The sequence below is a fragment of the Pseudomonas migulae genome (assembly GCF_024169315.1).
Classification (GTDB): Bacteria; Pseudomonadota; Gammaproteobacteria; order Pseudomonadales; family Pseudomonadaceae; genus Aquipseudomonas; species Aquipseudomonas migulae_B.
Genome location: NZ_JALJWR010000001.1, coordinates 653751 through 668430 on the forward strand (window position 1 = coordinate 653751; position 14680 = coordinate 668430).

Sequence of the window (14680 nt, forward strand, 5' to 3'; positions counted from 1 at the left end):
GCCCAAGGCCCAGACTGCGGTGTAGCCATTTGCGACTGGTACCGAGACGGACGACGGACATGGCGGTTCCGCGCAAAGCCGCCTACGCTTGTTGGATGATCCCCTGCTTTTGCTCAGGCGATGTATCGGGCTGAAGAGACCTGATTTATTTTGACCGTCCGCTCATCGCCAATCCGGAACTGCCCGCGAGTACTGCCTGCAACTGGCCCCTCACTCCGGTCGACCCGACCAGCATGTACGGCGCTACGGGCAAAGATTGCACCCACTACCCCACCTGTCGTTCCCAAGCGACCGATGCCGCAGCGCCTCTGGAAACAGGGGCGCTGTTCACGTTCTCCCATTGAGGAAGATGAGTATGTATCGGCCGAGCGCGATTCCTTATCAGGAGCATCGAGGGTTCAGCCGAACCTTCACTCCGGGTCATTTGAGCCTGGGATTGTTCTTTCCTTTGGAGGCCTTCGATGGGGACACGCCGAACATGCTCAACCAGGTCGCATTGGCCAAACGAGCAGAGGCGCTGGGCTTCTGCGCGCTCTGGTTTCGCGATGTGCCTCTTCGGGACCCTAATTTCGGTGATGTCGGCCAAGTCTTCGACCCCTGGGTTTACCTGGGCTATATGGCCGCTCATACGTCGGAGATAGCGCTTGGTACCGCATCCATTGCCATCCCGTTACACCATCCTCTGCACACGGCCAAGGCATCAGCCAGCGTCGATCAGTTGAGCGCAGGTCGCTTGATTCTGGGTGTAGCTTCCGGCGATCGCCCAGTGGAGTTTTCGGCTTTTGGCGTCGATCCCGAAAGGCGCGGAGACATCTTTCGAGAGCACTACGAGGTGATTCGCCAAGCCCACAGCACCAGCTTTGAGCCCATTCGCTGGAGCGGTGGTGAGATGCAGGGTGCAGACCTCATTCCGAAACCCACAACCCAAGTCATTCCAATGTTCGTGACCGGCAATAGCCGCCAGTCACTGGATTGGATCGCGCGCGAAAGCGTCGGATGGATCAACTATCCACGCCCACCGAACATGCAGCGACTGATCGTGGAAGATTGGCGGCTGGAGGTCATGAAGCAATGTGGTTCCGTCTATAAGCCCTTCACTCAGTCGCTTTACATCGACCTCGATGAGAACCCGTCCACGCCGCCCACTCGCATTCATTTGGGGTTCAAACTTGGACACTACCATCTCCGTTTTTTGCTGGAGTCGCTTGAGGAAATCGGAGTGGACCACGTTATCCTGAATCTCAAATACGGAAAGCGCCCTGCTGCGCAAGTCATTGAGGAGCTGGGGACTCACATCGTTCCGCAATTCGGAGTACAGCCGCGTCCTGAAGCGAATTGATCCGCCGGCCGCCTCCACGCCGGCCGAGGTGGTGCGGTTCAACTGGTTGAATCATCAGGCAGATACCTGCTCAAGGAATATCAGTTGCAACGGCTCTTCGAGCAGGTCATCTGCCGTGGCGACAAAGCGCTGAAAGTAAGGCATCGAAAAATGCGCATCCAGCGCCGTCTGATCCCTGAAAGCCTCGCGCATGTAGAACGTGTCCTGCTCGTCGCGCAGCTTGAACAACACATAATCGAGATTGCCCGGCTCTGCTCGGGTCGGCTCTACCAGCGCCAGCAGTTCTTGTTTCAATGCCAGTTCTTTGCCTGCCTTGGCCTTGAGCACGGCAATCGATACCAACACGTTACTGGACGAATTCATCGTCAACGCTCCAACATTAAAAAAATGGCAAGTGATGCCGCAGGCGGTTCAGCGGGCCCGCAAGCGACCCGCCTGAAGTGAAATCAGAAACCTTCGAGAACGATCTTGCCCCGGGCCTTGCCGCTCTCGACCAGCGCATGGGCACGACGCATGTTTGCCGCATTGATCGCACCGAAGTGCTCGCCCACAGTGGTTTGCAGAACACCTTGGTCAATCAGAGCGCTGACCCGATTGAGCAGGTGATGCTGGTTGATCATGTCCGGGGTTTCATACAGCGAGCGGGTGAACATCAGCTCCCAATGCAACGACAGCGACTTGCGCTTGAGCGGCATCACATCGAGGCTGTCCGGATCGTCAATCACACCCAGACGCCCTTGCGGCTTGAGCACGTCGATCAGTTGTGCAAAGTGCTGTTCGGTGTGAGTGAGGCTGGCGACATAGTCGATCTCCGGCACGCCGAGCGCTTGTAATTGTGCGAGCAGTGGCTGGGCGTGATCGATCACCTGATGCGCGCCCAACTGCCGCACCCAATCAGCGGTTTCCTGGCGTGAGGCAGTTCCGATGACGGTAAGGCGGGTCAACTGTCGGGCCAGTTGCACCAGCATCGAACCGACGCCGCCAGCCGCTCCGGTGATCAACAGGTACTTGCCCTCCCCCGAACCCTCGACGACACCGAGCCGGTCAAACAACAATTCCCAGGCAGTGATCGAGGTCAACGGCAACGCTGCCGTATCGGCGGCACTCAATGACCGAGGCTTGTGCCCGACGATCCGCTCATCGACCAGATGGAATTCGCTGTAGCTGCCGGTGCGGGCAATCGAGCCGGCATAGAACACTTCATCGCCCGGCTGAAACAGCGTCACTTCAGAGCCGATCTCGCGGACAATACCTGTGGCATCCCAGCCGAGGATTTTCGGTTCTTTTGTGAAAGTTCCGGCGCGCACCTTGGTATCGACCGGATTCACTGACACCGCGCGAACTTCGACCAGCAGATCCCGTGGACCAGGCGTGGGCACCGGGAGGCTGATGTCGATCAATGCGTGTGGATTGTCGATGGGCAAAGCGTGTTCGGTAAAGGTGATGGCTTTCATGGACACTCGCTGTCTGAAGGGTGATGCACTCGTTTGCAGCCATCTTCGACTTCCCAAGTACAAAGAAAAACAAGCAGAATGCGCCAACACTTTCACTGTAGGAGTGAAAATGATCCGCATCGATGATCTTGGTTTATTCATCCGCAGCGCCGCACTGGGCAGTTTCACCGCAGCGGCGCTGGAGGCTGATCTATTGCCTGGTCAGGTCGCCGCCGCCATCAAACGTCTGGAGCGCGAGCTGGACGTACGCCTGTTCGCCCGCACCACTCGCAGCCTGCGATTGACTGCCGAGGGCGAGCAATATCTGCCCACCGCCCACTCAGTGCTTGAGACCCTGAAGCAAGGCAAGGAAAACCTGCGTGGTGAGAACGCCACGCTGCGGGGCGTACTGCAAGTGACAGCGCCGTCCGATCTGGGGCGCAACATACTGCTGCCGTGGCTGACACTGTTCCGCCGTCAGCATCCAGAATTGACGTTGCGTTTTTTCCTGTCGGACCAGATGGCCAATCTGTTTCGCGACCCGGTGGACGTGGCGATTCGATACGGCCCGAATGAAGACGCCAACTACGTGGCACTGCCGCTTGCACCGTGGAACCAGCGGGTGCTTGTTGCCTCACCGGAGTATGTGCAACGCTGCGGTTCTCCCCAAACGCCGGATGACTTGAGCAAGCATCACTGCCTGCTCTATCTGCAAAATGGCCGGGTCTACGACAAGTGGAACCTGGGCGGGCAAACCGTGCAGGTTTCGGGGCCACTGTTCAGCGATGACGCCGATGTCGTGCGACGCTGGTCGTTGGACGGTGAAGGTATCGCCTACAAATCCTGGCTGGATGTCAGTGCCGATATCGCCGCTGAGCGTCTGCTTGTGCTGCTGCCGGATTTTCCTGGCGAAGCTTCGCCGTTGAGTCTGGTGTGCCCGCATCGCAAGCAGATCAGCCCTGCGGTTTCCCAGCTTTATACGTGGTTGAGTGGTCAGTTTTCTGCGCTGGAGCACCGTGAACCGAATGACGGCGATTGATGCTCACTGAGCATCCCGCGCTTCATTGTTCGGCGGATCAATGCGCTCAATATTCCCCAATACCAACGCTCGTCCGGCAAACAGGCCGCCCGCTGTTTCCAAGGCAAAACGTTCGGCATCGCGTTTGCGCACTTCGTCGATCACCGCGTCGGCTTCGTGCTCAGACGCACCCAGCGTCACCACGGCCTGACGGCCGAGCAGCAGGGCGGCCTCAAAGGTCTCCCGCACTATGTAGTCGGCATCGTGTTCGACCAGTTCCAGCGCGTGTTCGCGGTCAAAAGCGCGCACCAGCACTTTCACCTGCGGGCAGTAGTGCCGCGTACTTTCGACAATGCGTGTCGCGGCTTTTTTATCATCCACACAAATAATGATGGCGCGGGCGTGATGGGCACCGGCAGCGTGCAATATTTCATGGCGGGCGCCGTCGCCGTAATAGACCTTGAAACCGTAGGGTGTCACGGCGCGGATGACCTCCGGATTTATATCGATGATAGAAATTTTTGCTCCCTGAGCGAGCGGCACCTGGCAGGCAATCTGCCCCACACGGCCAAAACCGATGATGAGTACATTGCATTGCAGATTGTGTGCGGCTTCCACACCGTCCATGGACACGGGCTGTGGGCGAGTAAACCGTTTGCACAGCAATAAGGTCACCGGTGTAAGCGCCATGGAGAGCACCACGATAGCCGTCATGTTGGCGTTGACTTCAGGACCGATGACCCTGAGTTTGAGCGCTTCGGCAAAAAGCACAAAAGCAAATTCGCCACCCTGCGCCATCAGCACGGCGCGATCCAGCGCGTCGCGATGACCGCTTTTCGCCAGACGCGCAACTGCATAAATACACAGGGCCTTGACCAGCATCAGTGCCAGCACACCAGAGATGATGAGCCTCTACGCGCTGACCATCGTTTGCAGATCCAGCGACATGCCGACACCGAGGAAAAACAGCCCCAGCAGCAGGCCACGAAACGGTTCTATGTCGGCCTCCAACTGGTGGCGAAATGTGGATTCCGACAGCAGCACACCGGCAACGAAAGCACCCATCGCCATTGAAAGACCGCCGATTTCCATCAGCAGCGCTGCTCCCAACACAACCAGCAGCGCAGCCGCAGTCATTACCTCGCGCGCTTTGGCATTGGCCAATACTCGAAACAGGGGATCGAGCAGCCACAATCCGATGGCCACCAATGCCCCCAGGGACAGCGCTGCGGTACCTATGCGTTGCCAAAGGGGTGACGTGGGTCCATTCGCCAACTCAGTGGGCGCCAGAAAAGCCACCACCGCCAGCAAAGGGGCTATCAACAGGTCTTCAAACAGCAAAATGGACACGACGTGCTGCCCTCTCGGCTCGGTAATGTCACCGCGTTCCGAGAGAACTTGCATAACCAGGGCCGTGGAGGTGAGTACAAAACCCGCTGCGCAGACAAATGACACCTGCCAAGGGAATCCAAAAGCCATGCCGACAAAAGTGAGCAGAACAGCACAGACCACCACCTGCAGGCTGCCCAGCCCAAAGATCTGCCGACGCAGATCCCATAGGTGCGAGGGTTTCATCTCCAGTCCAATCACAAAAAGAAACATCGTCACACCCAGCTCGGCCACCTCAATGATGGTGAGGGGGTTATGGATCAGTTGCAGCCCGAAGGGGCCAATGATCAGCCCCGGCGCCAGGTAACCGACCACTGAGCCGAGCCCGATGCGTTTGAGCAGCGGCACTGCCACCACGGCGGCGGCAAGCAAAGTGACGACAGCAAATAATTGACCTGCATTGCCTTCAACAGCCATGGCATTGACCCTCATCCCACATCAGGACCGGTAATGCGTCCACGGCCAGGCGTGTCGAGTAGAGCTTTAAAGCTCAGCGCTCAGTCCCGCAATTTTTTCAGGACCAAGCACAATATCTGGAGGGTTCACCAGGAACTCTCCAGGGGTAGGAATGACACCTGAAGTGTAGTGCAGACACCGGCATCGTTTGAAAGGGTGACAAAAAATTCAGTAGCTTCTCCCTGTCCGTACCGGAAAGGGCCGGCTGACAATCCTTTCATTTATACCAAGCGAGTAGGCATGGCTTGAATCTTGAACAAGGCAACTTTGGCCACGATATTCACCTTAAATACAAGTAATTAATGGATCGCTCTGCAATCCATCTGATACGGTTTTTTTTCGACAACCTGAGACTTTTTCGTCAGCCAACAGTCTATAAAGTGCAAGGCCGATGTTCTTTCAACAACAATAAAGCAGCCAACTAGTTTTGGCGCTTGAGCACACTGACGCGCTCAAGAATTTAGACAATCCCAGGATCAACAAAAGAACCCTGTTTATCAGAAATAAACGGGGCAGACAACTATTCACTTGCTTTGGAGACGGCCGCTGTGCGAAAGCTTGGCTTGGGCTTCCTGTTAACTGGCGTTTTTGGGCAACTATCAGCACTACTATGGACCTACACGTCCACAGGACCCATTTGTCAAAATAACGTCGACAACTCATACATCCAGCAAAAAGTGACAAAGTTCGAACAACTACTCGATGACACCGCTAATAAAGTTGCGACAGAGCTCGGTACGATACATTCTGACGGGCTCGCACACCTTACGAAAAACGAATCCCGCAAACCCGACTCAACGGAGGCTGACGCCGTACAGTTTTGGCTCGAAAAGCCAGACGAAACACCCGGACTCACGCTGACTTCATTGCCCACACAGGCACACAAATGGACAATTATTCTCAGCGGTCTGATTACTTTTATCGGCCTGCTCCTGGCACTCTTCGCTCGCAAAAAAACCATTGATCCGCAATGGCATGTCTTTCGCACAGTACCAGGCTCGCTGATCACGCTGGAACGCCCGTGTTTGACATGCGGCGGCTACATTTTCCACACTAAAAAAGAAGCTTCAATCACGCCTTCATCCGGCCTATGGGTGGTCGAAATTGCATTGAATACACCTAGCCGCCATCGTGCAGTAAAAGCCATTCAGCAGTTCGAGTTGCCGGTAGCGCGTAAAGAAAACAACTTTGTCGTCATTGGCCCGTATAAACAAAAGCAGGACGCGGCTCGAGTCGTGAAAGAGTTGAGTGAAAGTCATGGTGTTAGAGGATGGATGATGGCGGGAAATTGACATAATCCTGTGTAGCGCTACTGATCTCGAAAAAAATGTCTACCTGTTTTATGACACGAGAGTGTATTCATGATCGCAAAAGAACTTAGAGCCGAACTCGCCCTGAAGAAATTCCTGGACGCTAACTTATGGATCCAACTTGAACTCAGCGAGCTGAACTACAGCCTCGCTGAAAACTGCGGGCTCTCGCCAGAAGAATATCGCCTTAAATTTCTGAAAGAAGCATTTGAAGCAGAAGCGGATGCTCACGACTGCGATTGCTGGGACTTCATGCTGCAGTGGGTAGCCGAAACCAAGGAAGAACTTGAGTTGATGCGCGAAGAACGCATGAAAGAGATTTATGACTTTCTGGACAATTAATAAACTCTACAAATTTCGCAGCCTATAAAAGCCGCTCGTTTCAAGATAAAGGACTAACTTCATCGGCGGGAGTATTGCCCAATACCCCCGCCCTCCTCTCGGTTCAAACTGTCGCATAACAATCCACTACACGCCGATACTGGCTGGGTGAAGCTCCAATGTGCTGACGGAAAAACCGTGTGAAATGGCCTTGCTCGGAGAACCCGAGGTTCTCCGACAACAGGCCCAACGTTCCACTGCGCTCACGCTCAAGCCAGGCAAAAGCCCGGCGCATGCGCGCGTCGTTCAGCAACAGGGTCGGCGTCATGCCGGTATCTTTCTTGAACAGCGCAAAGAAGTGCGCCCGCGACAGACCACAAGCCCGCGCGGCATTGTCGATCGGGTTCGGATCATCGAGGTGCTCAAGCAACCATGCGGTGCCACGGCGCACGCGTGCGTCCCGGAACTCAGCTGAGTTCGGCGCGCCCAGTCGCGATAAATGCCGCCAGCTGGAAAAGTCCTCGATCAGTTCGATCAGGAAGTCGAACAGCATGAATTCCATGCGCTCTTTCGGCACGATCCCGCAGCCATGCGCTTCGGCGACCAGGATGTCGGCCAAGGTGCGATTACGACTCGACAGCTCGATGCACGGCTGGGCAAAAAAGTCCGGCCGACCGCTGAGCGCAAGCGACTGCTGGGCAGTGGCCAGCCAGGCGGGCTCGATGTAGAGCGCCAAGATGACGGTTGCACCGGCACCCGGCTGCGGATCGTAGAAATGCGGCTCCCAGGCATTGACCAGCACCGCCGTGCGATCGCTGAGCGGAACCCGCCGACCGTTGACGTTGAAGTAAGTGTCCTCGCCGGACACTTTGACCAGCACATGGCATTCGGAATGGGTGTGGGTGACCAGCGAACGATCCATATTCAGCAAGGCGACCCGGCCAAACCTGCCATGGAAAACCCGTTGGGCAATCGACATCAGATTCCTCCGCTCGCTAGAAGCGATATTGTTACCGACCACAATGCATATCATCGGGGCGTCTATCTATTTCTCAACCCCGGCGGTCACTCGATGGTTCAGCAACACATGGCTGGCTACTATCGCGCGCAAAGGCTTGAGGGTCTACCTCGACTTTCGCAGCCCTCACGTTCGTCGGAAAAACCGGCTTACAAGGCATGGCGCTCTTTCCCGTGATAAACGCGCAGGATATCGGCCACCACCGCCAGAGCGATCTCCGCCGGGGCCTTGCTGCCCAGATCGAGGCCGATGGGCATGTGCAAACGGGCAATCTGTTCATCCGTCAGACCACCGATGCGCTTGAGCCGCTCGGCGCGCTTGGCCGAGGTTGCCTGAGAACCCATGGCACCGATGTAAAACGCCGGAGTGTGCACCGCTTCCATCAGCGCCAGATCATCGATTCGAGGATCGTGAGTCAGCGCCACCACCGCAGTCGCCGCATGGCAACCACCAGCGGCGATGAACATCGAGGGCAGCACGCGTTGCATCTCCACGCCTTCGAGCTGCACATGCTGCATCTCATCCCGGGGGTCGCAGGCGATGACTTCGCAGCCGATGGCGCGGGCAAAACTGGCGCAGACTTCCGCGACCGGCGACAGCCCGGCCAGAATCAGTCGCAACGCAGGGCCAACACTGATGCGCACCGTCTCGTCGACGACTTGCACCCGCTCGCTGCCGTGTCCGATGTCTGCGTCCAGGCGCAAGGCTCCGCTGCTCAACTCGACATGACGCAGCAGACGCCGCTGACCCATTAACGCCGCTTGCAGACTCTCCAGGTGCGCGATCCATTCGGGACTCGCAGCGCGGTGCTCGACCAGCACGATCAGCACACCACCACAGGGCAGTCTTAGACGGTGGCGTTGCTCGACGCTGTCGCCATAACTGACGATCTGCGCCGGTTCGCGTAATTCACCGCGCGCCAGGCTTTCGAGAAACTCCTCCTCGACGCAGCCACCCGATAGCGAGCCGACGTGTTCGCCCGAGCCATTGGTCACCAGCATCGCCCCCGGCGCACGCGGCGCCGAGCCATAGGTGGAGAGCACCGTACACAGCCACTGGGCCTGCCCGGCGCGAGCCCATTGCAGTGCCTGGTCGATCACCTGAACATCGAGATGGCGCATGTTTTCTATACCTCAAGCAAACCGTGGTACTGCATGCCGGGTTACGTTTACGGTAACCTGCGAGCAACCTTGTTCAATCGTTGATTCAACATGTCGCCACAACAATTTTTGCAACTGGGGCCGCTGCGCCTGGAATATCGCCAAATCCCTGCGGCTGACCCATCGCGACCGACGCTTGTGCTGTTGCACGAAGGCCTCGGCAGCGCCGACCAATGGAAAGACTTCCCCCAGCGCCTGGCCCAAGCCAGCGGTTGCGGTGTGGTCACCTACAGTCGTCAGGGTTATGGGCAATCGAGCCCGGTAACCCTGCCGCGTCCGCTGAACTACCTGAGCAGCGACGGCCCTCGTGAACTGCGGCAATTGCTCGATGCCTTGCAACTGCCGCAAGTGGTTTTGCTCGGTCACAGTGACGGCGCCTCCATTGTCCTCGCCTATGCCGCCGCCAATGATCCCCGCGTATTGGGCAGCATTGCACTGGCGCCTCACGTGATTGTCGAGACCGAGAGCCTCGATGGCATTCGCCATACCACTGAGGTTTGGCATAAGGGCCAATTGCGCGAACGCCTGGCACGCCACCATGGGGCCAATGTCGACGGCGCTTTTCACGGTTGGAGCGACAGTTGGTTGCACCCGGACTTTGCCCTGGACGATCTCGAAGCGCAGTTGGCTTATATCGAAAAGCCGTTGCTGGTCATTCAGGGTCGCGAAGACCACTACGCCACGCCCGAGCAACTGGTGGTCATCCAGCGACAGGTGCCTGGGCCGTGCCGCTGTGTGTTGCTGGACAACTGCGGACACTTTCCCCAGACCGAAGCGACCGAGCGCACCTTGCAGCTGATCTGCGAATTCCTGGAGCGCCTCCCCGCCTTTATTTGAAATTGCCTTGGGTTTCCGGAATCACCACGCTGCCGATCAGGTAGATCACCGACAGACCGGCGGCGAAAATCGCCAGCACCATGGGGATCTGCGCCGGGCTGCTGCTGACCAGGGACACAAAGGTCGGCATGGTGCCGCCGAGGGCGAAACCGATGTTCCAGGACAACCCGGTGCCGCTGGCTCGCAGCTCGGTGGCAAAGCGTTCGTTGAGGAAGATCAGGATCGGCGCGATGATCGCCCCGCCCATGAAGCCTATGCCCACGCAATACAGCGCAGTGCGGGTCAGCGAACCCGGTTCGGCGACGCCAAGGAACATCATGGGCAGGCTCACCAGGTTGATCACACCCAGCAGCAGGAAAGTCTTCTTGCGACCGATCAGGTCGCTCAGGTAACCGAAGGCCAGTGCGCCGACAATGGTTGCCACCGACCCGTACATCAGCAGCTGCGAAGTCTGCGTGTGGGGCACTTTGGCGACCACGTTGAGCAATGTCGGCAGATAACCGCAGGCCAGGTAATAGGTGGCTCCGCCGCCGAACGTAATCAGCAGATTGACCAGCATCACGCCGCGGTACTCGCGACCAAACAGACGCTTGAGTGGCGACACCACCACTATTGCCGGCCCCTTGGTTTTGCGGGCTTGTTGCAGTTGCTGCCAGACCGGGGTTTCTTCCAGGTAACGGAACATCACCAAACCGAAAACGGTGCTGAGCAAGCCGCAGAAGAACATGAAGCGCCAGCCCCAGACGTCAAATTCATCCCCGGGAAAGATCTCCGATAGCACCAGATAAGTGACTGACGCCAACAGCGCGCCCATGCCGGCCCCGGCGCCACCGATCAATCCGGACATCAAGCCGCGATAGCGTGGCGAGATGGATTCGGTCCCGATGGTGTGAGTGGAGGCAACGATGCCGCCAACGAAAATGCCCTGAATCACCCGTAATACCAGGAACAGTATCGGAGCCAACACCCCGACCTGGTGAATAGTCGGCAACGCGCCAAACAGCGCTGTGGAAATACCGACGCCGACCATCGACACCATCAACGCACGCTTGCGGCCGTGTTTATCGGCATACGCGCCGAAGATCGCCGAGCCCAGCGGACGCACCAGCAAGGCCACGGCGAACGAAGCATATACCGCGGCCAGCGACAGGGTCGGGGTCTCCGAGGGGAAGAACAGGCGGCCGATGATGGGCGCCACGTAGAGCAGAATGAACAGGTCGAACAAATCCAGCGCCCAGCCGAATGTCGAGGCAAATGCCGCGAGCAAGGCCTTGCCCGGTGGAATCTGCGGTGTATCGGTAGCGGCGCTGGCGGGTGATGCAGTTATTGTTGTTGTCGTAGTCATGGTTGCCTCACACAAACGGTCAATCGAAACGTTCTGCATCCCGGTGCGCGGGTTGCGGGTAATCAGCAGGTCAGCGGTGATGCCTTGATGTGCCCTTTAAGTTGCATTGATGGGGCGGCAGGCCCTGCTCCGTAGGGACGTACGCCGTTACCGACATACTCCCGGGCCTGCTCGCCGGTACGATTTACTCGCCGATAAACACGGCCGCACGCTTGCTGTGAAACGCTTCAACGCCTTCCTTGAAGTCCTTGGAGCTACGCAGACGGCTGTAGCAGTGACCTTCCATTTCGATCGCGACGGTCAGCGGCGCATCTTCGTTGTCATTGATCAGTTTTTTCGCCGTGCGCTGAGCCAGCGGCGAGAAGCGACGCAGTTCATCGACCAACGCATCGACGGTGCTTTCCAGTTCGGTATCCGGCACGACCTCGGTCGCGATACCCCAGGCGTAGGCCTGGTCGCCGGTAATGCGTTTGGCGCGCATCACCATGTGCTTGGTGCGGGTGATGCCGATGATTTTCTGCAGGCGTGCGGAGCCACCCGAGCCCGGGATCTGACCCAGGTTCTGCTCAGGCAAGGCGTAGCGAGTGGTTTGTGAAGCAATGCGGAAATCGCAGGCCAGGGAGAGTTCGAAACCGACGCCGAAGGTGTAGCCACGGTTGGCAACGATCACCGGTTTTTCGCAACGTGCCGGTGCCGCGACATTCCAGGCCAGCTTCGAAACGTGCTCTGGCGATGCTTCGAGGAAACCCTTGATGTCGCCGCCGCTGGAGAAATGTTCACCCACCGAACGCAGCACGATGACACGCACATCTTTGTGTGCATCGAGGGCTTCGAAGACCAGGCGCAGTTGATCGCGCTGCCCCATGGAAATGACATTCAACGGTGCCCGGTTGAGGATGATATCAGCGCGCTCGCGGGACACATCGACTTCAACCTGGAAGCCATCGAACTGAGTGTCGAGAAATTGCTGGATCGCTTGTTGTTGCATGAGAGTGTCCTCTGGATGATTAGCTGATGGCCTTCAAGGCCTGTTCCTGAAATTCGGCGAGCAGCACGCGCCGCAGCACCTTGCCCACTGGAGATTTGGGAATCTGATCGATGAACTGGTAACGCCGTGGCCGCTTGAATTTGGCCAGGCCCGAAGCGATGCAATGGGCATCGAGCTCGCTTTCCGAGACCTCGGCGCGCAGCTTGATAAAAGCTGCAATGATTTTGCCCCACTGCTCGTCGGGCAGACCGACCACCACCACTTCTTCCACTGCCGGGTGCAGAGAAAGCATGTTTTCGATTTCTGCCGGGCTGACGTTTTCGCCGCCGGTGATGATCAAGTCATCGACACGCCCCGTGACGAACAGATCGCCCTCCCGATCGAAGTAGCCGATGTCACCGGTGAAATACCATCCGTCACGTAATGCCTTGGCGGTCGCTTCGGGGCGGTTCAGGTAGCCTTCGAACGCCTCGTCACTCGCCAGGTCGGCGATGATCTGGCCCTCCTCCAATGGGTTGACCTGCACGTCTGCCGTTTCAGCATCGATCGGCACCACGCGCACGCGCTGGTTCATTGCACTGCGCCCTGACGAACCGGGTTTGCGGCTGGCTTGCTGGTCGATGGTGAAGGTGTAGATCTCCGAGCTGCCGTAATGATTGACGAACAATTGCGGCTGGAACGCCTGCTCGACGCGACGCATCAAACCGTCGCTCATCGGCGCACCGGCAAAGCCGATTTTTTCGACACTGGCGACTCGCTCGCGGGTAAAGGCCGGGTGTTCGATGAGCATGTGGTAGAGCGTCGGCACCAGGTACAGGTTGCTGACCTTTTCCCGCTCGATGGCCTGCAACGTCGCTTCCACGTCGAACTTCGGCACACAGACGAAATGTCCGTCGATCAGCGCCATGGACAGCAACGAACGCACGCCCATGGTGTGGTAAAGCGGCATGACACCCAGCGTGCACTCGCCCTGGCGGTAAAGGTTTTGCGCGACGTGGGCCACCGCCGCGGCACGTTCGCAACGGTGCCGACGGGGCACGCCCTTGGGCTTGCTGGTGGTTCCGGAGGTGTACAGCAGCAGTGAAAAGTCTTCGGCGTCGGCCTGCAAAATGATGCCGGAGGGGGTCTGCGAACACAGTTCCTGGAAACTCAGGTCGGTGTTGGCAGCACGCAGACCTGTGGCGATCCGTGGCAGCCTTGTGGCGGCACTGCAACCGGCCACGGCGGTCACGGTAGCATCGTCGTAAGCCACTGCACGGATTTGCGCATCTTCGATGCAGTAGCCCAGTTCATCGGCGGTCGAACGCCAGTTCAACGGGGTCATGACGATGCCCGCAAACTGACAGGCCCAATGCAGGGTCGCCATCTGCCAGCGGTTCTGCATCACTACCAGCAGTCGATCACCGCGTTGCAGCCCAAGGCATTGCAAGCCCCAAGCGGCACTCTGGATATCGACGAACCAGTCTTCATAGGTTTTCTTCAACGCACCGTCACTGACCGCCACGGCGTGCGGCCGGCGTTCAACGGCAGCGAGGAAACTGCGTCCGAGATCGAACATTGTTGTTATACCCCTTCGTTCGTTTGGCGCTGGGCAGCGACTTCGAGCACGGCCTGGACGATGCCGGTGTAGCCCGTGCAGCGACATAGATGCCCCGAAAGCATGTCGCGTACCTGTGTCTCGTCCGGGTTGGGTACCCGTTCCAGGAAATCCACGCAGGACATGAGAATGCCCGCAGTGCAAAAGCCGCACTGCAAGGCGTGATGACGGCGAAAGGCTTGTTGCAGGTCGCTCAGTGTGTCGTCGTCGGCCAAGGACTCGACGGTCTCGATACGCCGCTCGTGCCCCTGTACCGCGAGCATCAGGCAGGAGCGCATGGCGACTCCGTCCACCAGCACCGTGCAGGCACCGCAGACACCGTGTTCGCATCCGACATGGACACCGGTGGCACCGAGGTCGTGGCGAAGGAAGTCGCAGAGTTGGGTTCGCGGTTCAGCCAGGGCTTCGCGGGAGCGGCCATTGAGTTCCAGGCGAATCGGAAAGGTTTGGTCGGCAGTTACACGCATGT

General features: G+C 58.0%; 13 protein-coding genes and 1 pseudogene. 5 read left to right on the forward strand and 9 right to left on the reverse strand.

All coding sequences use genetic code 11. The features are described 5' to 3' along the window. Positions 1-355: 355 nt before the first annotated feature. Positions 356-1339: an LLM class oxidoreductase gene (locus J2Y86_RS02975; protein ID WP_253428008.1), complete on the forward strand. Its 984-nt coding sequence runs from the start codon at positions 356-358 to the stop codon at positions 1337-1339. 54 nt (positions 1340-1393) lie between these two features. Here J2Y86_RS02975 and J2Y86_RS02980 read toward each other — a convergent pair whose 3' ends face one another. Next, positions 1394-1702 carry a putative quinol monooxygenase gene (locus J2Y86_RS02980; protein WP_253428009.1) on the reverse strand — a complete coding sequence of 103 codons (309 nt, stop codon included), beginning with the start codon at positions 1700-1702 and terminating at the stop codon, positions 1394-1396. A gap of 83 nt (positions 1703-1785) precedes the next feature. After that, the gene (locus tag J2Y86_RS02985) at positions 1786-2793 is read right to left on the reverse strand and encodes a zinc-binding alcohol dehydrogenase family protein (RefSeq protein ID WP_253428010.1); all 1008 of its coding nucleotides are present in this window, start codon (positions 2791-2793) and stop codon (positions 1786-1788) included. A 109-nt stretch (positions 2794-2902) separates the two neighbouring features. Between J2Y86_RS02985 and J2Y86_RS02990 the strand changes: the two genes are divergently transcribed. Further along, positions 2903-3811: a LysR family transcriptional regulator gene (locus J2Y86_RS02990; protein ID WP_253428011.1), complete on the forward strand. Its 909-nt coding sequence runs from the start codon at positions 2903-2905 to the stop codon at positions 3809-3811. Positions 3812-3814: 3 nt separating this feature from the next. On the opposite strand, the pseudogene J2Y86_RS02995 reads toward J2Y86_RS02990, so the two are convergent. Beyond that, a pseudogene (locus tag J2Y86_RS02995) lies at positions 3815-5596 on the reverse strand (monovalent cation:proton antiporter-2 (CPA2) family protein). 587 nt (positions 5597-6183) lie between these two features. On the opposite strand from J2Y86_RS02995, the gene J2Y86_RS03000 reads away from it, so the two are divergent. Continuing rightward, positions 6184-6927: an SPOR domain-containing protein gene (locus J2Y86_RS03000; RefSeq protein ID WP_253428012.1), complete on the forward strand. Its 744-nt coding sequence runs from the start codon at positions 6184-6186 to the stop codon at positions 6925-6927. 69 nt (positions 6928-6996) lie between these two features. Further along, complete coding sequence (locus J2Y86_RS03005) at positions 6997-7287, forward strand: DUF6388 family protein (RefSeq protein ID WP_116642246.1); 291 nt, start codon at positions 6997-6999, stop codon at positions 7285-7287. A gap of 103 nt (positions 7288-7390) precedes the next feature. Here the strand turns inward: J2Y86_RS03005 and J2Y86_RS03010 are convergent, their stop codons facing one another. Both J2Y86_RS03010 and J2Y86_RS03015 read right to left on the reverse strand, forming a co-directional pair. Then, positions 7391-8245 carry a helix-turn-helix transcriptional regulator gene (locus J2Y86_RS03010; RefSeq protein ID WP_253428013.1) on the reverse strand — a complete coding sequence of 285 codons (855 nt, stop codon included), beginning with the start codon at positions 8243-8245 and terminating at the stop codon, positions 7391-7393. Between the two features lie 188 nt (positions 8246-8433). Then, positions 8434-9405 carry an XdhC family protein gene (locus J2Y86_RS03015; RefSeq protein WP_253428014.1) on the reverse strand — a complete coding sequence of 324 codons (972 nt, stop codon included), beginning with the start codon at positions 9403-9405 and terminating at the stop codon, positions 8434-8436. 90 nt (positions 9406-9495) lie between these two features. Here J2Y86_RS03015 and J2Y86_RS03020 point away from each other — a divergent pair, with 90 nt between their 5' ends. After that, the gene (locus J2Y86_RS03020; protein ID WP_253428015.1) at positions 9496-10281 is read left to right on the forward strand and encodes an alpha/beta fold hydrolase; all 786 of its coding nucleotides are present in this window, start codon (positions 9496-9498) and stop codon (positions 10279-10281) included. On the opposite strand, the gene J2Y86_RS03025 is transcribed toward J2Y86_RS03020, so the two are convergent. From J2Y86_RS03025 to J2Y86_RS03040, 4 genes are all read right to left on the reverse strand, one after another. Further along, complete coding sequence (locus J2Y86_RS03025) at positions 10274-11626, reverse strand: MFS transporter (RefSeq protein WP_253428017.1); 1353 nt, start codon at positions 11624-11626, stop codon at positions 10274-10276. The two genes, J2Y86_RS03020 and J2Y86_RS03025, sit on opposite strands and share 8 nt — an antisense overlap. Before the next feature lie 184 nt (positions 11627-11810). Beyond that, positions 11811-12614, reverse strand: a complete 804-nt coding sequence (locus tag J2Y86_RS03030; RefSeq protein WP_133839517.1) for an enoyl-CoA hydratase/isomerase family protein — start codon at positions 12612-12614, stop codon at positions 11811-11813. A 19-nt stretch (positions 12615-12633) separates the two neighbouring features. Next, complete coding sequence (locus tag J2Y86_RS03035) at positions 12634-14172, reverse strand: AMP-binding protein (RefSeq protein WP_253428018.1); 1539 nt, start codon at positions 14170-14172, stop codon at positions 12634-12636. 5 nt (positions 14173-14177) lie between these two features. Beyond that, positions 14178-14678 (reverse strand): (2Fe-2S)-binding protein, encoded by a 501-nt coding sequence (locus J2Y86_RS03040; RefSeq protein WP_064596717.1) that lies wholly within the window; start codon positions 14676-14678, stop codon positions 14178-14180. Positions 14679-14680 lie beyond the last annotated feature (2 nt).

Coding starts and splice junctions, on each gene's coding strand:
- J2Y86_RS02980 (WP_253428009.1), bottom strand. CDS start 1,702: ATGAATTCGTCCAGTAACGTGTTGGTATCGATTGCCGTGCTCAAGGCC.
- J2Y86_RS03010 (WP_253428013.1), bottom strand. CDS start 8,245: ATGTCGATTGCCCAACGGGTTTTCCATGGCAGGTTTGGCCGGGTCGCC.
- J2Y86_RS02985 (WP_253428010.1), bottom strand. CDS start 2,793: ATGAAAGCCATCACCTTTACCGAACACGCTTTGCCCATCGACAATCCA.
- J2Y86_RS02990 (WP_253428011.1), top strand. CDS start 2,903: ATGATCCGCATCGATGATCTTGGTTTATTCATCCGCAGCGCCGCACTG.
- J2Y86_RS02975 (WP_253428008.1), top strand. CDS start 356: ATGTATCGGCCGAGCGCGATTCCTTATCAGGAGCATCGAGGGTTCAGC.
- J2Y86_RS03015 (WP_253428014.1), bottom strand. CDS start 9,405: ATGCGCCATCTCGATGTTCAGGTGATCGACCAGGCACTGCAATGGGCT.
- J2Y86_RS03020 (WP_253428015.1), top strand. CDS start 9,496: ATGTCGCCACAACAATTTTTGCAACTGGGGCCGCTGCGCCTGGAATAT.
- J2Y86_RS03005 (WP_116642246.1), top strand. CDS start 6,997: ATGATCGCAAAAGAACTTAGAGCCGAACTCGCCCTGAAGAAATTCCTG.
- J2Y86_RS03030 (WP_133839517.1), bottom strand. CDS start 12,614: ATGCAACAACAAGCGATCCAGCAATTTCTCGACACTCAGTTCGATGGC.
- J2Y86_RS03040 (WP_064596717.1), bottom strand. CDS start 14,678: ATGCGTGTAACTGCCGACCAAACCTTTCCGATTCGCCTGGAACTCAAT.
- J2Y86_RS03025 (WP_253428017.1), bottom strand. CDS start 11,626: ATGACTACGACAACAACAATAACTGCATCACCCGCCAGCGCCGCTACC.
- J2Y86_RS03035 (WP_253428018.1), bottom strand. CDS start 14,172: ATGTTCGATCTCGGACGCAGTTTCCTCGCTGCCGTTGAACGCCGGCCG.